At 68.5% G+C, this 18,164-nt stretch carries 15 protein-coding genes; 7 read left to right on the plus strand and 8 right to left on the minus strand.

Annotated elements, in window-relative coordinates:
• Nucleotides 1–679: 679 nt before the first annotated feature.
• The 3 genes from U5640_RS00005 to U5640_RS00015 all read left to right on the plus strand — a co-directional run bounded on the left by U5640_RS00005 (nucleotide 680) and on the right by U5640_RS00015 (nucleotide 3,728).
• Nucleotides 680–841 carry a hypothetical protein gene (locus U5640_RS00005; protein WP_340373729.1) on the plus strand — a complete coding sequence of 54 codons (162 nt, stop codon included), beginning with the start codon at nucleotides 680–682 and terminating at the stop codon, nucleotides 839–841.
• A gap of 652 nt (nucleotides 842–1,493) precedes the next feature.
• Nucleotides 1,494–2,828 carry an MFS transporter gene (locus tag U5640_RS00010; protein WP_340373730.1) on the plus strand — a complete coding sequence of 445 codons (1,335 nt, stop codon included), beginning with the start codon at nucleotides 1,494–1,496 and terminating at the stop codon, nucleotides 2,826–2,828.
• A 213-nt stretch (nucleotides 2,829–3,041) separates the two neighbouring features.
• A complete protein-coding gene (locus U5640_RS00015) occupies nucleotides 3,042–3,728 on the plus strand; it encodes a tetratricopeptide repeat protein (RefSeq protein WP_340373731.1) in 687 nt (228 codons plus the stop codon).
• 101 nt (nucleotides 3,729–3,829) lie between these two features.
• Here U5640_RS00015 and U5640_RS00020 read toward each other — a convergent pair whose 3' ends face one another.
• The 4 genes from U5640_RS00020 to U5640_RS00035 all read right to left on the minus strand — a co-directional run bounded on the left by U5640_RS00020 (nucleotide 3,830) and on the right by U5640_RS00035 (nucleotide 9,846).
• A complete protein-coding gene (locus U5640_RS00020; protein ID WP_340373732.1) occupies nucleotides 3,830–6,457 on the minus strand; it encodes a LuxR C-terminal-related transcriptional regulator in 2,628 nt (875 codons plus the stop codon).
• Between the two features lie 1,063 nt (nucleotides 6,458–7,520).
• A complete protein-coding gene (locus U5640_RS00025) occupies nucleotides 7,521–8,555 on the minus strand; it encodes a threonine/serine dehydratase (protein ID WP_340373733.1) in 1,035 nt (344 codons plus the stop codon).
• A gap of 116 nt (nucleotides 8,556–8,671) precedes the next feature.
• Nucleotides 8,672–9,070, minus strand: coding sequence for a hypothetical protein (locus U5640_RS00030; protein WP_340373734.1), 399 nt, complete (start codon nucleotides 9,068–9,070; stop codon nucleotides 8,672–8,674).
• Nucleotides 9,071–9,366: 296 nt separating this feature from the next.
• Complete coding sequence (locus tag U5640_RS00035) at nucleotides 9,367–9,846, minus strand: ATP-binding protein (RefSeq protein WP_340373735.1); 480 nt, start codon at nucleotides 9,844–9,846, stop codon at nucleotides 9,367–9,369.
• Between the two features lie 293 nt (nucleotides 9,847–10,139).
• Here U5640_RS00035 and U5640_RS00040 point away from each other — a divergent pair, with 293 nt between their 5' ends.
• From U5640_RS00040 to U5640_RS00050, 3 genes are all read left to right on the plus strand, one after another.
• A complete protein-coding gene (locus tag U5640_RS00040) occupies nucleotides 10,140–11,021 on the plus strand; it encodes a class I SAM-dependent methyltransferase (protein ID WP_340373736.1) in 882 nt (293 codons plus the stop codon).
• A gap of 306 nt (nucleotides 11,022–11,327) precedes the next feature.
• Nucleotides 11,328–11,795 (plus strand): GNAT family N-acetyltransferase, encoded by a 468-nt coding sequence (locus U5640_RS00045; RefSeq protein ID WP_340373737.1) that lies wholly within the window; start codon nucleotides 11,328–11,330, stop codon nucleotides 11,793–11,795.
• A 396-nt stretch (nucleotides 11,796–12,191) separates the two neighbouring features.
• Nucleotides 12,192–12,566 carry a TetR-like C-terminal domain-containing protein gene (locus U5640_RS00050; RefSeq protein ID WP_340384838.1) on the plus strand — a complete coding sequence of 125 codons (375 nt, stop codon included), beginning with the start codon at nucleotides 12,192–12,194 and terminating at the stop codon, nucleotides 12,564–12,566.
• Nucleotides 12,567–12,798: 232 nt separating this feature from the next.
• On the opposite strand, the gene U5640_RS00055 is transcribed toward U5640_RS00050, so the two are convergent.
• The 4 genes from U5640_RS00055 to U5640_RS00070 form a co-directional block, all read right to left on the minus strand.
• Entirely contained in the window at nucleotides 12,799–13,182 is a 384-nt protein-coding gene (locus tag U5640_RS00055; protein ID WP_340373738.1) for a hypothetical protein, read from the minus strand.
• A gap of 69 nt (nucleotides 13,183–13,251) precedes the next feature.
• Nucleotides 13,252–13,857 (minus strand): TetR family transcriptional regulator, encoded by a 606-nt coding sequence (locus U5640_RS00060; protein WP_340373739.1) that lies wholly within the window; start codon nucleotides 13,855–13,857, stop codon nucleotides 13,252–13,254.
• Nucleotides 13,858–13,991: 134 nt separating this feature from the next.
• Nucleotides 13,992–14,795, minus strand: a complete 804-nt coding sequence (locus U5640_RS00065; protein WP_340373740.1) for a hypothetical protein — start codon at nucleotides 14,793–14,795, stop codon at nucleotides 13,992–13,994.
• Nucleotides 14,796–15,698: 903 nt separating this feature from the next.
• Nucleotides 15,699–16,280 carry a TetR family transcriptional regulator gene (locus tag U5640_RS00070; RefSeq protein WP_340373741.1) on the minus strand — a complete coding sequence of 194 codons (582 nt, stop codon included), beginning with the start codon at nucleotides 16,278–16,280 and terminating at the stop codon, nucleotides 15,699–15,701.
• 277 nt (nucleotides 16,281–16,557) lie between these two features.
• On the opposite strand from U5640_RS00070, the gene U5640_RS00075 reads away from it, so the two are divergent.
• Complete coding sequence (locus U5640_RS00075; RefSeq protein ID WP_340373742.1) at nucleotides 16,558–18,105, plus strand: MFS transporter; 1,548 nt, start codon at nucleotides 16,558–16,560, stop codon at nucleotides 18,103–18,105.
• Nucleotides 18,106–18,164 lie beyond the last annotated feature (59 nt).

An 18,164-nucleotide genomic window follows, 5' to 3' on the forward strand; every position in this document is an offset into this window, starting at 1 on the left:
AGGATCGACGCGCCGACGCTACGCGTCGGTACCCCCGTCTCCGCTCCGCGGACAGCGGCCCGGCCCCTCCGGGGCCGGTCGCGATCCGCTCCGCGGATCAGAGGTGTGCCCCGATCGCTCCGCGATCGTGCCCAACTTTGGATTCCTCTGCAGCTTGACTACACCCAAGGTGAATTGAGGGACCTGCCCACTCCGTGGCCGGCACTGGCTGGTAGAGCGGAGGCCGTCGGCCTTCTTGTTGAGGCCTTGTCAGATGGGCGGTTGAGGCGTGCGGTTGGGGTGCTTCCTTGGATTCAAAACTATGGAAGATTTGAGTTCGGAGTCTCCCCCGCTCGAGGTGTGGCCGCATTGGTGACGTCCTTTACATCTCAGGGAACTCCCCCGGCCCGTCTGGCCGCTGCTGGCGAACAAGAACGCCGACCTGCTTCCGACGCGACAGGCCTGGCCAACGGCAGGCCGGCGCCGCTCCCACAACTGAACGAGCGCCGATCTTCGGCCGGGCGCGCCGCAACGCGCAGCCCTGCCAAGCAGCGGCCGAGCCGGGTCGCCGTCCAGAGTGGGCCCCGTAGGGCAATGAAGTACTGATTACTCAGTCGAGGACGTTGGGCACCCTCATACATTGCATGCATCCACTTCGCCGCGTACACGCGGGAACTGCGAACACGAAACAGGAGATGCCATGAAGGACGTTGCCGAGGCCGGAATCATCTGGGCCAGCAAGACGGGCAGCTACAACCACAACGAGATCACCTTGCCCGTCGACGTTGACGCCGATGTGGACGAGAGCATCGAGTTGGGCTTCGCCTCAGGCAACCTGACGACGGGGTCCACCATGTCGTGATCGTCTGCTGATTGCGACTGCGTGCGTGTGGGGCGTCGTCGGCCGACGTTCACAGCTCGGGATCAGGCCGAGGCGTCCCTCGCGTTTTCTAGCTGCAACCGCGGATCGACGGGCGCTATGGCAGGTGTCGCGAAGTGGTGACGCTGGGGCACAACGTGCGGTTCCTCATGAAGGGGCCGGAAGCGCTGCGCGTCTTCAGCCTGCTCGCCTCCGGGCGGACACCGGGCCCGCTTGGATCGACGGTGCACCGCCGCCGAACGCTGCCTCCTTGACAGCCGCAGTGCGGGCGCGGTCCACCGTCGGGTACTGCTCCAGCACGATCCGTTCCCAGCCAAGTGGACAGCCACTGAGCGCATCTGATGGTTCCTGAGCGGCTGGTGCTGCCTGGCGATTCCACCGGATGCTCCGTCTGCAGTGACCCAATCCTGCAGTCGGCCAAGTTGTGGAGCGAGAAACTTCCTGGCGGACGTCGCCCGGCGGGAGGACCGCGACGACCTGAGGGGGCGCAGTCCTGACCGCGCCTTCGCCACTGTCGAGGACTTCCTCGCGAGCGCTCCTTCCTGCCTGTATGACAAGGCCCACCCCGACACCGGCCCAGTCCCGCAAGACAGCGGCAGCCACCGACGGCGGGGGGCCGTGAGGAGCCCCTGCAGTGCCGATATCCGAAGCGATCCGTGATCGTGCCCGCCGCCGAGTCGGGCCTGCGTCCCGCGCCGAAAGAACACTCCGTCTTCCCTCGGCGGCGCGGGTCGTAGTGGGCGGGGAGCTGCTGTCCAGCATCGGGTCAGGTACCACCATCCCGTTTCTGCTGGTCTATCTGCACGACGCATGCCACACCCCGATCGGAGTCGTCAGTCTGCTGCTCGTCGTACGGGCCGTCATGGCGCTGGCCGGTGCCACCCTCGGGGGCGCTCTGTGCGACCGGATCGGGGCGAAGGCGGTCGTTGTCACCGCATTGGTGGTGACTGCGGTGTGTTCGGTGTGGATGGCAGCCGCCACCAGTCCGCTGCCGGGCGCCGCGGCGGTGCTCGCCCACACGGCCGGTTACACCGTACTGGCCCCAGCCCTGGACGCGATGCTGGCCCAGGCGGCACCAGGGCCTCTGCGCCAGGCGGCATTCGCCTGGCGCAACACGGCCGTCAACCTCGGGGGTGCTCTGGGCGCCGCAGCCGCCTCGCTCACGCTCGTCGTGCTGGGCACCGGCAGCGGGCTGAGACTGCTGTACGTCCTGGATGCCCTCTCTTTCGCCGGATTCGCCCTGCTCGTCGCGGTACGGATCACTTCTTCACCCCGGCCTGCGGACTCGAGGGAGAAGGAGTCGGCCACCGCCAGGACCGCGGGTCAGCGCGGCAGGTACGCCACACTGACGGCGGACCCGGTTCTGCGTCGGATATGCCTTCTGGTGGCCTTCACCGTCGCCACCGGATTCGCCCAGCTGCAGATCGGGCTTCCCACCCTTGCCACCGCCGCCGGTGTGCAAGCCGATTTGGGCTGGATGTTTGCCGCATTCATGGTCACCAGCGCAATCCTGCAGATTCCCGTCCAGCGTCGGCTGCCTGGACGGAGCCGGGCCGGTGTTCTGGCAGCCGCACTCATGTGCATGGCCCTCGCCTGGACCGTCATCTCCGTTTCCCACCCCTCGCCGGTAGTCCTCGCCGCCGCGGCGGCGGTCCTCGCCGTGGGCGGGACTCTGTTCAGCCCGGTGCCGCCCACACTTGTCAATGACATCGCTCCGGCTGCGTTGCTCGGACGCTACAACGGCGCCCACATGCTCGCCTGGACCGGGGGCTTCGCCATCGGTGCCGCCACCACCAGCGCCTTGCTCGCCGTCGGCGCTCTGCGCGCTCTCTTCCCCCTCTGCGCCGCCGCCCTGGCGCTGACCGCAGGTCACCTCTGGTACCACAGAGGCCGCTTCTTGCCGGCACCGCTCATGCGCATTCCGGTCGCCGTGCCGCCGCACCCCGTGCCGAAGGAATCAGCGTCGTGACTCCATCCAGGGAAACCGAGCCGGCCGAAGCCGCCCTGCGGGCCGCCATCGCTGGCCGCCGTCACGACTCCACCGGGCATTTGGACGCCCAGGTTCGAGCTGGCCCGCCACTGGCGCAAACACGGCGACTACCGACGCGCCGGAATTCTGCTGGCCCTGACCCTCTGCGCCGCAGAACACACCTACGGCGCCGACTGCCCGGAGGTGGCCGCGGTGTGCAACGAATGGGGCGTTCTGGGCAAGTACACCGGCCACTTCGACCGGTCCCGGGCCCTCTATCTGCGGGCTCTGAACATCTGCGAAAACACCTACGGAAGTGACCACGACACCGTCGCCACCCTGTGCCACAACCTGGGTGGCCTGGCCCACGCCCGCGGCACCCACCATGAGGGCGAGCCCTGGGCCGCACGTTCGGTGGGCATCCGCACCCGCCTGCACGGTCCCGGCCACCTGCTCGTCGCGGCCGACCGGGCCGCCTGGGCCGCTCTCCTGGAGGGCTGCGGCCGCTCGGGCGATGCGGAAACTCAATTGCGCGCCGCCCTCAGCGTCTTCCACCGCGTCCACGGCGCCGAGCACTACGAGATCGCCGTCACCACACACAACCTCGCCGCCCTCCAGCATCGTCGAGGCAACCGCACTGCCGCCATCGACGGCTACACCCGCGCTCTCGCCCTCAAAGCACGCCTCCTCGGCGACTCCCATCCCGAGCTCGCCACTACACTGGTCAACCTCGCCACCGCCTATCGCCAGTGCGACGCCTTCGACCAAGCTGTCCTGCACTACGCCCGGGCCATCGCCCTCCTCACTCCGCACGTCACCAGCGAACATCCCACCCTGTCAGCCGCCCGGCGAGGGCTCGCCTTGTCCCGTACGGAAGGTCGCGCTGTCCCGCCTGTATGACCGCAGCAGCAAGCGTTGTACAGCATCGCGGATCGACGCAGCGCTGTGGGCCGAGGTGCCGCCCAGGCCTGGTCTGACTGATTCGGCGACGAAAGGCTCGGTCACATTCCAGGTGATGTCGGGTGACGGGCCGCTTGGTATTCGAGGGCTTTCGCGAGGTCGGCCCGGGTGCGTACGCCGAGCTTGAGGTAGATGTGCTGGAGATGGTTGTCGACGGTACGGACAGAAAGCGTGAGGTGTTGGGAAATCGTTTTGCTGGAGCTCCCGGCGGCGGCCATCAGGGCGATCTCTTGTTCGCGTTTGGTCAGGCGGACGGATGAGGCGCCGAGTGTTGACAGGAGCGGGGTCCGGGCATCTTCGCATTGGGCCGCGAGGGCTGTGGCGCGAGCGGCGTCGGCGGTGGCTTTGCGGGGGTCTCCCTGGCGTGTCCAGGCGCCGGCGGCTGCGGCTGCGGCTTCTGCGGCGAGGATGGGCGAGCCCATTTGCTGGAAGGCGTGTGAGCACTCCATGAGGCGGCCGGGGTCGTTGTCGGCGAGGGCGGTTGCCAGCTGTGCGCGGGTGTGGGTGAGGGCTCCGTCGCACTGGGTCGCGAGTTCGGTGAGGCGGCGCTGGACGCTCGAGGCGTCACCGAGGCGTGCGATGTCGGTGAGCAGAAGGACCTCGGACAGGGTGTGGCCGGTGCGGCGAGCGTCGTCGGCCGCAGTGTGCAGGACGTCGCGGGCGCGGCTGAGCTTGCCTTGGGCCGCGTGGAGCCAGGCAGTGCCGAGAGTCTCCTCGCCGGCCATGAAACCGCTCGGTGCGTGCTGTTCGAGTTCCGGGAGCAGGGACTCGGCTGTGTCCGTGTCGCCGGTCAGTGCCGCGCAGGCGATCAGACCCGATACGTAGAGCCTGGTGGTCCTGGTGTGCTGGTGCGTACGTGCGATGGCGGCGGCTTCCGCGTACCAGCGGCGGGCGCTGGAGGGGTGGCCGGCCAGCCATTCCGTTCGTGCGATGAAGTAGGCGAGCCATTGGCGCGCGAGGGGGGAGGGTGAATCCTGAAGGGTGTCGAAAGCGCTCAGGCAGGTTTCGCGGGCCTCGCTGATCAGACCGGACTCCGAGAGGGCCAGCGCGAGCGGCGCCAGTTGGATGGCGGGATGGGGAAGGAGCGTTCCTCCACCGATCGCCTGGTGCATGCTGTGCCCGTGCTCGGCCAGGGCCCGGGCCTGGGCCACGCGGCCGACAGCGGCCAGGCCCACGGCTTTCGTCGTCGCCGCCAGCAGCCAGATGTCAGGGCTCTCCTGATGCGGGGCTCCGGGGAGGCTGTCGAGCAGTTGGAGCCCGTCCTCGGGTAGACCGGAGACGGCCTGCATGGCCCCTTCCATGAAATGCAGCTGTTGCTTCGCCGTCCGGCTGCGCAGCGCTGTGCGGGCGTCAGCGCACACGGAGAGTGCTCGGTCGAGTTGGGGGCTGGACCAGAACAGATTCATGCTCCGGGCGGTTACTGCGGTGATCTTCTCCTGATCGTCGCGGGCGTGGGCGTCGGCTTCGGCGAGGACCTCTTCGGCGCGTTCCAGGCGGCCGGTGTATGTCAGCACTCGGCCCAGTAGGATCCGGGTCTGCAGCGTGTGCTGGTCCGGTTTGATCGCGGTGAGCAGTTGGATGACCTGTTCGTTGTCGTTGGCGTTCATCGCGATGGCTGCGGCCTGGGCCAGGAGGGCGGGGTCGGCGGTGCCGATGGCTGCCAGTCGCCAGGAAGCGACGTGCAGGGCGTCGTCGCGGCGTCGGAGTCCGTGGGTTTCGAGACGCTCGGCCAGTCGGAGACCCAGGTCGTAGCGCTGGAGGGGTGAGATGCCGGCGGCTATGACTTCGCTGTACAGGGGGTGGGACAGCGCGATGGTGATTCTTCGGCCGTGTGTGGTGACCTGGATGATGCCCGAGCTCTCGACTTCGGCCAGGTGGGCGTGGTCGATGAGAGAGGCGGCGTCGGTCACGGACAGGGGGCCGCAGAGGGCGAGGGCTTGCAGGAGCGGGAGCGCTGCGGGCGGGGTGGCTGCGATCTTGGCGGTGATCAGGTCGTTGAGGTGGGGGGTGACGGCGAGCCAGTGATCGGGGATTTCCCAGACTTCGCCGTTGAGGCTGAGGGTGTCTGATTCGACGGCTCCCAGGACGAGTTCTTTCAGGAAGAGGACGTTTCCACCGCTTGCGGTGTACAGCGCGTGCAGGGTGCGGCGGCCGACGAGGCCGCCGAGGACGCGTTGGACGAGTGTCTCGACCTGGGTGCGGTCCATGTGGGACAGGTCGATGCGGCGGATGCGGTCCCCGCGTCGTAGCAGGGCCTCGACAGCGTCACTGACTGGTTCACCAGTGCGGGCGGTGCCGACCAGGACGATGACTTGGGAGTCCAGGAGCTGTCCGAGCAGGACGGCTGATGAGCTGTCCAGATGGTGCATGTCGTCGACGAAGACCACGGTGGGCTTGCCTGGCTCTGCGGCCATGGTCCGGGCGACGGCTCGGAAGCCGCTGACCGGGTCTGCCAGGTCGATGTCCGGGGGCAGCAGGTGGGCGATCGCGCTGAGGGGTACCTGCCCGGCAGCCTTGCCGGCTGCGGCCCTCGCGGTGCGTCGTCCGCTCTGGGCGGTTGCCAGTTCCAGAAACTCATCAGCCAGGCGGGTCTTCCCCACCCCAGCCGGCCCGCAGATCATCCAGCCCCGGGTGTGTCCGTCGGACAGGTCCCGGGCGAAGGAATCCATGAATGACTGTCGCCCGATGAGCGGCCATCTGTCTGCCCAGCCCTGCATTCGACTGCTCCCTCAAGGGGCGACCGGTCGGACAATGCTACCGGACTGCATGAGCGGCATGCTGATCGAGAGGCGGGAGATCCGGCGTCGTGAGCCTCGGCATCGTCTTTGCACGGGCAGCGGAGCTTCGCCTGATGTGCTGCTGCCAGCGGCTTTTCTGTAGCATCACACGGAATATTATGTCTGTAACCTGAGCGAGGTCCTACGCTTGTCGTTGGGCCATGCCTAGCTGGGCTTGTGCGGGCGTCGACTTCTCCAGACCCGCAGAATGGCTGACGGTCCAAGACTCCGTCGCGCCGAATCGGAACAACCAGTTGAGACCGCAGCAGGCGGGAACGGGGCGGGTTGCGGGACAAGTGTTGTCGGGGGCGGCATGACGAAGTCTGTCGAACATGTGGGGGCGGGGTTCAGGCGAAGGCGTGCCGAGAAGAACGGGGTGACACCCTCGTCTCAGCCCAGCACGCCCATCGGCCGTAAACCAAGAGCCGGCGGGCCAGTCGCCGGCACGTCAAAGACGGTTGCCACGACGATGTGGACGTCTTATGCGGTCGGCGTTGTTCTGCGCGTAACCAACCACACGAGAAATCAACGACGTCGGCCGGTCATATCTTCGTCCGCGCCGTGCTCGCCCCGGTGCTTCCAAACCTCTGGCCATCGGCGGCACGGTCACCCGCCCCCGCCGCCCGGGTCCATGTTCCGGCTGGCCGCGGTGGGCATGCGGTGTCCGTCCGACGGGCCGTCCCCGGGGGCGGCATGCGCCAGCGAGGGCATAGCCACGACGGCGCAGGCCGCCCACGCTGCGATTATGATCCTTCTCATTCTGCTTATTTCTCCTGCTCCTAGGTGATATCTGGGGGCTTTCGCATTGATCGGATGAGGAACGCACGTGTACCTCGTGCGCTCATCCTGTGCACCGGAGTGCAAGGGCGCTTGAGTAATGGGTGCTCATCCTGGGCCGCGCGCGGCAGGGGTGTGGTGCCCACGGCTCGTCCGCCTCACTGCGTGGAAGGTGGTCTCAGTGCTCTGCTTCGTCCTCGGCCTTGTTTCGCCTGCGGCACGTCTGGAAGGGCAACGGGGCTTCTTTGCGCAGCTGTTCGAACAGGTCGGGATCGACGTTGCCTCCACTGATCACCGCCACGTGTCCCCCGGCAGTGGGGAGGTCGCGCTCGTGGTAGAGGTACGCCGCCGTGGTGACGGCCCCGGACGGTTCGACGATCATGCCCGCGCGCCGTGCCAGAAGGGCCACGCTCGAGCAGATCTCCTCTTCGGTGACGGTGATGATGTCGTCGACGAAAACGTGCATGTGCTCGAAGGTGTGCTCCCCCACGGTTGTCATGCGCAGTCCGTCGGCGATGGTCCGGCTGACACGCTCAATGGGCCAGGTCACGCGCCGGCCGGCGCGCAGGCTTTCTCCGGCGTCCGCCGCCAGCTCCGGCTCGACGCCCACCACCCGTATGCCGGGGTGTGTGAGCTTCAGTGCAGCGGCGACTCCTGAGATCAGTCCGCCTCCGCTGACGGGCACCAGCACCGTGCCGATGTCTAGTACCGCAGCCACGGCTTCGTCGGATATCTCGAGGCCGACCGTCCCCTGGCCCGCGATGATGTCCAGGTCGTCGAAGGGCGGCACGATCGCATAGCCGTGTTCCGCGGCCAGCTGCTCAGTGAGGGCTGGGCACTGCTCGGGGGAAGCAAAGCGCACATCGGCCCCGTACTCCCGGACCCCGCCGATTTTCACCTTGGCGGCCGTGGAGGGCATGACGATCGTTGCTTTCACGCCTTCCTGCCGGGCCGCGTAGGCAAGTGCTTTGCCGTGGTTCCCGCTCGAGCGTGCAATGACGCCGCGGGTCTTCTGCGACTCGGACATCCGCGACAGTCGATTGTATGCGCCACGTATCTTGAACGAGCCGGTGATCTGCAGGTTTTCTGGTTTCAGCAAGAGAGACCGATGGTCGCAGGAGGCCCATGGAGCCCTGAGCAGCGACGTACGGGAGATCACTGGCTCCAGGCGTTGACGGGCCGTGTGCAGGTCGTTGAGCGTGACGAGAGTCATGGGTCGGTCATCCTTGTCAGGTCGTAACGGTCATCTGGCGAGCCGACGGGGGGACGCCCCCGGCGCTCGGCGCCGGCCTGAAGCCTCTGCACGGCCGTCATGCGCTGGGGGACGGATCACTCGGTCCGGGTGACGTCGACGAACGTCATGGATCGTTCGCCGGCCGTAGGCGGAGGAGCCTCGTCGGAACCCCACCAGCAGCCGTCGGGCGGAGCGGTCTCAGTGCCCGGGCGGATGACGATCATGTCTTCCCTGACCGTGCCCCACGTGACCGTTCCCGTGGTGCCCTCCGGGTGGCCGACCGCGCGGAGAGGGGATTCGTCCGCGTTGTCATCCGGGCAGCCGGTGCCGCCGGGGCGCTCGTTGATCTCGTGCTCTGCGTCTGTGACTACGGCGCTGTCGTCCACCAGGACCGGGGCTGCCGCCCTGGCCACGACGATCGAGCCGATGGGAGCGGCGAGCAGCACGCCGGCTACGGCTGCGGTGAGGGCTACTGCTTTCAGCGGCTCGTGCATCGCTGTCCTCCTGGGTGCTCGGCGCGGATCTCCGGGGTGGTGTGCTCTACCGGGTGGACGGGCGGCCGGCTACCGCGTCGGCATACTGATCACGACACGGTCCTCGCCGGTTGCGCTGTGCTCGCCTGCGTCCGTACGGACTTTGGCCGCACGGCGGAGCAAAGACATGACGACGGCCAAAAGTGCGGCGCCGGTTCCGCTCACCGGGGCGAGATGCATTCCGGGGGCGAAAGAGCGCTCAATGCCACGATCGCCGTTGTCCCGGCGGGGCCGGACATCGTTCTGGCCGTACACCGTCACAGCGCTGAGGGCCCTATGACTGCCCAGTGGTTGATCCGTCCGTCCCGCCCGGTGACGTCGCCGGCGCCTACGGCGACGGCGTCCACGATGAAGGTGCCGCGCCCGTGTTCGTCGGCGGGGCGGTCGTCGTCGTGCTGGTCCTCGGGGCGGGGGCCGCCGTCGGTGACCGCGACCAGGATCGCCCGGTCGTCGAAGAAGCACAGGGACACGGCGACGGGCGGCTCGGCGTACTGCACCGCGTTGGTCACCAGCTCCGAGACGACCAGCAGGGCGTCGTCCACGGTTTCCTCGTCGGCTCCCCAGGCGTGCATCACCCTGCGGGCCTCGCGGCGCGCGGTCGCGGGCGCCGGCGGGCCGCACTGCAGCGACAGCCTCCACGCGTCGGCGGTCCGAGCCGGCGCGGAAGGTCGGGTCGCGGTGGGGGCGAAGGAGTCGTCTGTCGTGCCGGCGGCGGTGGGAGGTGCGGTGCAAGTCATGGTGATCACGGCCTCGGAGAGCTGCTGTGTGACTCTTCCAGGAGACGCCGCGCAGCTTTGGGGCGACTGAGCAAGCGGTACTCAAACCCGGAACGAGGCCGGTCACAGGGACGGTCTTCGAGGGCGCGGCGCGTGTGGGGGCCGACTCTCCGCACCGGCGGGCTTGGCACGTCCGGGCAAGCAGCTTCTGGCTCCAGCCGAGTACCTCCTACTCATGTGGGGGTGCTCCTGCGTCCTGGAGAATCCCGACGTGGGGGCCGCATGCGAGTGCGGCCCGGAACAGGAGGTTCGCGATGGCTGTACAGGACGACTTCGGCGTTGAGGAAGCCGACGCGCGCAGGGACGGGCACGCTGAGGGGCTTGCCGCCAACCGGGCGCTTTGGGATTCCTGGGCCGAAACCCACGGCATGACAGCAACCGATCAGTCCTACGACGTGGAGGCGTTTCTCGGCGGTCAGCAGACGCTGCGCAGCATCGAGCGTGAACTGGCCGGTGACGTAGCGGGCAAGGATCTGCTCCACCTGCACTGCCACTTCGGCATGGACACCTTGAACTGGGCCCGCCTGGGCGCGAGGGTCACCGGAGTCGACTTCTCCCCCGTAGCGATCGCCCGTGCCCGGGCCCTCGCCGAAAAGGCGGGACTGGTCGCGGACTTCGTCATGGCGGACGCCCAGCGCCTGCCCGACAGCCTTGCGGCCGGGTTCGACGTCGTCGTCGCCACGTATGGCGTGTTGTCCTGGATCGCGGATGTCGGCGCGTGGATGCGGGGGGCCGCGCGGGCGCTCAGGCCAGGAGGCCGGCTGGTCCTGGTGGACATTCATCCGGTCTTCCAGACCGTCCTCAGCTTCGAACCCTTCGTAGCCGACTGGCCCTACGGCGGCGGCGAGGCTCAGTACGCCGCTCTCACCGGCACGTATGCAGATCCGAGCGTTGTGACAGCGCCGCAGCAGACGGTGCAGTTCCCCTACTCGGTCGGTGAGATCGTGACGGCCGCCGCTTCGGCGGGCCTGGTTGTGGAGCGGCTGGCAGAGCACACCGAGACGGAATCCGACGGCCGCCACATCCTGCCTCGAGGCGCCGACGGCCTCTACCGGTTCCCCTTCAGCGACACTTATCTGCCGATCATGTACTCGCTGCGGGCTGTCGCACCACGCACGCCGACGGCCGGCAGCTGATCGAGTCCTCCCTCTGACATTCAGAGGGCCTGTCCGCAAAAGCCAACGGCGGCACCGCGTTTCGGTCCGGCATCGCCACGGTCGTCACCAACCCGGGGGTGCGGGGCTGCAGTCGGACACCGGATGGTCGGCTGCGCAGCGGCGAGTCGTGGGCACATGAGTGCCTCTTGCTCAGGTGCTGCACGGCGGCCGCGACACACGCTTGTCGCTGACCTTCAGACCTCTACGGCAAGGCATGTCATGCGTTCATACAGCAGAGTCGAGTCTCATCTCGAGCGGCACGGGGGCAGTGAATGCGCTCCGGCTGTGTTCGTCAGCGAGCTGGACGTGACGGACATGGCGACGGCGACGGCGGTGCACCTGACCGGCCGCCGGTCGTATGCAGTCGAGGCCGCGCTGATCGGTTTCGACGGAATACCCGCTCTCGTGGAGAGCCTGGAAGAGATGCGGGCCCAGCCGTTGCGTTGGCTCGGGATGACGACGCGTGACGGTGACCTTGCCGCCTTCGTTGCCTGGCAGCGCCTGGCCGGAGGAAACGGCATCGATATCGACCGGGTGTGCGTCGACCCGGCATGGTTTCGCCGTGGTTTGGCTCTGAGACTGCTCGATCACCTGTTGACCGAGCTGGAGCCCACCGGGCAGGCGCTGGTCAGCACGGGCGCGGACAATCGTCCGGCCATCGCTCTCTATGAGCGTCTCGGCTTCACCCGTGTCGGCACCGTCGAGCGGGCACCCGGGCTGCTCATGGCCGAGTTCCGGCTTGCGCGGGAATAGGCCCCGGGCCGCCTCGTCGCAGCCCTCGCCAGCGCGAACGCATCGAGGCGATGCCGTGCGTGTGCATCGGCCTGCGGGGGTCCGGTGACGTCGACCTGCCGGTTTCCTTCCCGGACGTACGGGAGGGCAAGCCGCTCGGCAGTATCCGGCCGGCGGGGCACGACGGGCCGAGGACACCGGGTGGTCGGCAGGCCTGCTGACCAGGCCTGCCGTCGGCCGGCTGCCCCCGTTTCGTGGCATGTCGTGCGACGGCCGGCGGCCTGGCGGGCGGGCCTGCGGCTGGTGGGGGCGCCGGCCTCGGGCCGGCCACCGGTGGGCCGTCATACGTACGCGGTCAGTGGTGGCCGCGGCCGCTGGTGATCTAAGCGCACGGGCGCCCCGCCCGCGGACCGGTTCCTGGGCGCGTGCCGCGCGATGCGCGCCTGGGCCGTATCCCATCCCGCCGAGTTCGAGTGGATCTTCGCCAGCCCCGTCAGCGGCACGCAGCACCAGCCCGACTCCGCCCGGCACCAGGCCGGCCTGCGCTTCGAGAACGTCTTCATCGACATGATCGTCGAGGTGTGGAACACCCGTCCGTTCCCGGTGCCGGAACTGGACGCGCTGCCCCAGGGCCTGCCCGAACAACTGCACGCGTACTCCCGTCTGATCGACCGGCGCCTGCCCCCCGAAGCGGTTCACCAGATGGACTTCGTCCTGACCGACATGCAACCGCTCTACGAACAGTGCCTGAGTGAACTGAGTGGCATGCTGGGCCTCGCCCCGGAGCCCTGACGGGGCGTCGCGTGCCCGTGAAACGGAACAACACGCGCAACCCACAGGCCGCGCCCGCCTGAAGGATCGCGCCTTTCCGCACAGCGGTGGGCGGGAAGGCGCGGCGGCCGCCCCGTCGAGCGGCTCACCGCGGCACGGCGCCCTGAGCGGAGAGCCCATGCGCATGAATATGGATCACCCGCGAGATCCCGAAATGAGTAATCGGTACTCATTTTTTTCCCGTCACCGCACCTCAGGGGCGCGCGACGGCAGGGATGCGCGAGGGCGAAGAGGACGAGAACTCGGCCGAGGCGCTGAGGCAGAGCTGTCCAGCGCCGAGGCGGACGGCCTGCTCGCTGGGCATGCCGGCCGACGGCAGGTGCGGGAGGAGCGTCGCCGCACAGGTCATCACGTAGGCGGCCGCGTCAGATCCGGCGGACCGCCGGTGGCCGCGCCATCGGGCAGGCCTACCGGCCTGGAAGGTGAAACGTGCGCGCAGTTCTGCACACAGGAGGGTGGAAGCTGCGGTGACCAGCGCGTTCGCCATCGCCCACGGCATCAGTGCGGCCATCGGCGCCACGGCCGGGCCGAGCGAGAGGAGCCGTTGGCGCAACGGACCGTCCGGGCCGGGCGTCACGCCGTGCTTCTCGCGGCCTACGGGCGGGCGGCGGCGTCCTGGATTGCGCCGGCTCCCGCCCCGGCTCTCTCATTCATCGGCGGATCGGGCCGGAGGGAGAAGTGCACCAAGTCCTGGAGCCAGGAGGCCGATGATCCGCTCGGAGTCCATGGCGGCCATCGGGTTCAGCCTGAGAACGTAACGGCTGAAGGTCAGTCCGAGAGTCGTCGTCAGCACGGCCCCCGCTCGTTCCGCGGCGTCAATTCCGCCGATGTGTTGCGCCAGTCGGGCGGTCAGTTCCCGCTCGACGTACTCGCGGAACGCGCGCATGAGCGCCGGGTCCCGCTGGGCCTGGGTGACCAGCAGCGTCAGCGGACCAGCGAGTTCCGGATCATCCCATACGGCCAGGACAGCCCGGATGATCTGTTCGGGCATCTGCCCGGGATCACCCTCGAGGACGCGGGCCATCACCTGGCCCGGGCTGATCCCGAGCGCCATCGCCCCAGCGAACAACCCTTGCTTGGAGCCGAAGTGATAGCTGATCAGGGCCGGGTCCACGCCGGCTGCCGAGGCAACGGCTCGCATCGTCGTCGCGTTGTAGCCGTGCCGCAGGAACGCCGTCTTCGCCGCCGCCAGAATCCTCTCCTTGGCGTCGGAGCCTCCACGCGGACGTCCACGAGGTTTATTCATCGCCATTGAATGTCACGGGCCTCAGAGCCTCGTGCGGCACGCAGGTGCTCACACAGCCCAGGTCACGCCTTGCCGGCGCCCAGCGGGCGGCCGGGGGCGGCGGCCGCGGCGGTGAGCGCCGCTGCCGCCGCCCTGCAGGCTCAGCGGGTGATGTCGACGAAGACCATGGGCCGGTCGGCGACGGTGTGGAACGCGGCCTCGTTGCGGCCCCACCAGTGACCGGTCGGCTTGCCGGTGAGGGCGTCGGCCTGGATGAAGATCGTTCCCCGGCCGGCACCGCTCCATTCCTTCGTGGTAAGTCCCGGAGAGCCCTCGACCCGGGTGTCCCGGAACGCCCAGTGCGTCGACGTCTTGGAGGAGAAGGCGACGCCGTGCGGGGCGGAGGTGCTGTCGGAGACCCTGACCGCGTACTCCTGGGTGGCGCTGTTGCCGTCGCGCTCGAACGGTGCCACGGACTGCACGACCATCATGTGCCCGGTAGCTCCCCCGTCCGAGCCGTCCAGGTACTTCACCGCGATGACGGAACCCGCGTGCAGGTCGCTGACCCGCTGTGCGGAGGGGCGGTTGACGTGATCGCTCATGTCGTCGAGCGCGCCGCCGGCGGAGGTGTCGGTGAAGGCGTCGTAGTACTGCTCCGAGGTCGGGCTGCGGAAGCCGATACCGGAGGTGAACCACGCGTCGGTGGCCCAGGAGTAGGCATGTTTCAGCGAGGCGGTGAGGAACTGCGCGCACTTGGCCTCGACCTGATAGGAGCTGGGATCGCCGGGCGTGCCCCAGACGACCGTGGCTGTGGCGGAGTCCGCGTGGGCGCCGGCACCGGGGTAGAAGTTCTCCGGGTCCTGGCCCGGCCAGCCCAGTGCCGCGAGTTGGTCGATGATCTCGTTCTCGGCGGCCGCCAGGGGGGCGCCGTCTTCGATCCCGTCTGCCTGTGCCGCAGTGGGCATGACCGCCAGAACAACGGCTGCCGACACTGCGCACAGGGGGCCTATGAGCTTGTTCATCGTGCTGATCTTCTTCTTTCTGTGATGCTGTTCTGCCGCAGCGGAGGTGGTTACTGCCTGCCGGGCGGGTGGCCGAGCGGCACAGCCGGATGTCGTGCAGTGCTGCGGGCGGGATCAGCCATCGCGCGGCGCCGTGCAACGGGTACCGGCCGCCCTGCCGTCCCAGCGGCCCGCTGACATCGGGAGCGGCCGGAGTCCGGGCCCCGCACTGAGAGGTGTTCCGGGCGGGTGGCCCTCCCTCACCGCGAACTTGCCTGCCTCTGGCACTGCTCCGGTTGCTCGGGCAAGCAGGGTCAGTCAACCGTGAGCCGGGGAACCGGAGATGAGTAATGCCTGCCCATCCGGGAGGCCGAGGGCTGGCCATACGTCTCGCAGGAGGCGCTGGCCCTGATCTCAGACATACGAGGCGCCCAGTCGGTCTGAAACGCAGATCGCGTGATTCTGCAGCGTGGTAGGCGGCCGCGGCCGCGCTGTGCCGATCGCGTCCGGCAGCGACGTATCAGGAAGCCCGCCGCTGATCTGGCCCCACCGTGCAGGCGATGCCGGACCCACCACCCGGATACGCAAGGTGCACCGCGTCGCGGACGGCACCCGGTGGCGCCCAGATCACCGCCGGAGTACGGGCGAGGGCAAGCGTGTCACGACGGACGGGCGGCCGGTCATGCACTGGGCCGGCCGACAGCACTGGACTGGACTGGACTGCGCAGGAAGCACGGTCCCGCCGTGAAGGCCGCCGCACAGGCAGGCGACCTGACCGCTCGCGGCTTCAGCCCCGCGGTGGTGGACACGAGGTGGCCGGCGGCACCGCCTGGGGCTTTGACCGGTTCCGTCGTCTGATCTGTCTGTTCAATGGGCGGATGCCTGCGGTTCGAGGATGCTCCGGACGGCGGGCGTGTAGGCGGCGACGATCTCTTCAGGTGTCATGCGCACTACGGCTGGGATGCGCAGCAGATAGCGGGTGAGGGCGAGGCCGAGCAGCTGGGCGGAGACCAGCCCGACGTTGTCTTTGCTGGCGGGGCCCAGGGCCGGGGAGACCTGGGCGGCGAAGATCTCCCGCATGCGGCGTGCCGCCTGGTCGTTGGTGACGGCGGAGCGCAGAAGCAGCAGGAGCGCGTCGTCGGCGCCCTCGTGCTCCCAGCGGTGCAGGAAGTGCCGCACGAGGGCTTCGGCCCGTTCCTCTGCCGGGGTGGCGGACAGGTCGGGAAGGCGCAGGTCGATGTCGAGGGCGGCGTCGAAGAGCTGGGCCTTGCTGCCGTAGTAGCGCATGACCATGGAGGGGTCGATGCCCGCGTCGGCCGCGACGGCCCGGATTGTCGTGCGTTCGAAGCCCTGAGCGGCAAAGCGCTGGCGGGCGGCGTCGAGGATCGCTGTCCGGGTGCGGTCGGAGCGCCGGGGGCCGGGGGGAGCTTCTGTGCTGTCTGGTGTCATGCCAACAAATGTAGGCCATCGCTCGTTGACTTTCCATCCCTCTGGATGCGTTAATGTCAACGGAGGTTGGCCAACAAACGTTGGCATGAGGCGTCTTCCGTGGTGCAGCCCGTTGCGGTGCCGGGGCGGCAGCGGTCGGCGCCGGTCCCCCTCACACTGCGCGCTCGCGCGTCATGAACTCTGCGCTGCTGCTGCGCCGCGCCTCCATGGCGGCTGCATCCGCCATGGAGGCGTCCATCGCACCAGCGCACCTGTCCAGCGGGAAAGGACGCCTCTCATGAACCGAGGCCTCACAGAACAAGGTCACCAAGCGGTGCGTCACGGCGCAGTGCTGGCCGTCACATGCCTGGCTCTGGCAACCGTCGTCTCGGCGATGGCATCGCTGAATGTGGCCCTGCCCGACATCGCCCGTGAGACCCACGCGAGTCAGACGCAGCTGTCGTGGATCATCGACGCCTACAGTCTGGTCTTTGCCGCCCTTCTGCTGCTGGCGGCGACTCTGGGCGACCGGTTCGGCCGGCGCCGGGCCTTGCTGAGCGGCCTCGCTCTGTTCGCGGCCGGATCGGTCGCGGCCGCGTTCTCCTCGGAACCCGGGGTTCTCATCGCCCTGCGAGCTCTGCTGGGGGTGGCGGCTGCCTTTGTCATGCCCGCCACACTCTCGACCATCACCAGCACCTTTCCCCGTGAACAGAGGGCAAGTGCGGTCAGCATCTGGGCGGCCGTCGCGGGAGCGAGCGCCATACTGGGCCTGCTGGCTTCCGGCGCCGTGCTCGAAGCATGGTCCTGGCGATCTGTCTTCTGGGTGAACGTCGTTCTCGCGGTCGTGGCGTTCGTCGGCAGTTACGTCTTCGTGCCGGAGTCGGCCGAAGCGAACAAGCAGCGCATCGACACCGTCGGCGCCACGCTCACGGTCGTCGGTCTGGGAATTCTGGTCTACTCGGTCATCCAGGCGCCCGAGCAGGGCTGGGCGAGCGCCCGCACCCTGATCGGCATCACGGCGGGATTCCTCGTGCTCGCCGGTTTCGTCGTCTGGGAGCTGCGCCACCCCCGCCCTCTGCTGGATCCCCGGCTCTTCCGCAACAGGCCGTTCGCCGCCGGGACTTTGTCGATCACCTTGCAGTTCTTCGCGTTCTTCGGGTTCATCTTCGTCGTCATGCAGTACCTGCAGCTCGTGCGAGGCGACAGCGCGCTGATCGCCGCCCTGAGTGTGCTGCCCATGCCCGCCGCCATGATTCCGAGCGCCCGGCTGTCCCCGAAACTGGCAGCACGCGTCGGCGCTCGCCGTCCCTGGATCGCAGGGCTGACAGCCGTCGCCGTCGGTCTGAGCGTGCTCGCCGAGCTCGACAAGACGAGCTCCTACCGGCTCATCGTGACGGGGCTCATTCTCCTGGGCGCCGGTATGGGCCTGGCCATGACGCCCGCCACCGCGGCCATCACCGACGCCTTGCCCTCCCGCCTGCAAAACGTGGGCTCGGCGGTGAACGACCTGTCCCGTGAACTGGGCGGCGCCCTGGGAATCGCCGTCCTCGGCAGTGCGCTGAACGCCGGCTACCGCAACACTCTCGACACCGAGGGGCTCCCGGCCCACGTGGCTGAGGCAGTTCGCTCATCCCTCGCCGCAGCCAACATCGTCGGCGCCAGGACAGGCGACGCCGCCCTGGTCAATCAGGCCCGCGATGCCTTCGCCTCCGGTCTGCACCTCGCTCTCGTCACCGGAGCAGGAGCAGCCCTCCTGGGTGCGGCATCGGTCGCTTTCCTCCTGCGGCGCTCCCCCGGCACCCGTGACAGCGCCGACGGTTTCGACGGTGCCGCCACGGAGGGATGACCGGCTGCCGCCCTCCTCCCCCGCGCTGCCTGTGCCCGCCTCGTGCCGGCACAGGCAGC

The sequence above is a fragment of the Streptomyces sp. SS7 genome, assembly GCF_037993025.1.
GTDB lineage: Bacteria > Actinomycetota > Actinomycetes > Streptomycetales > Streptomycetaceae > Streptomyces.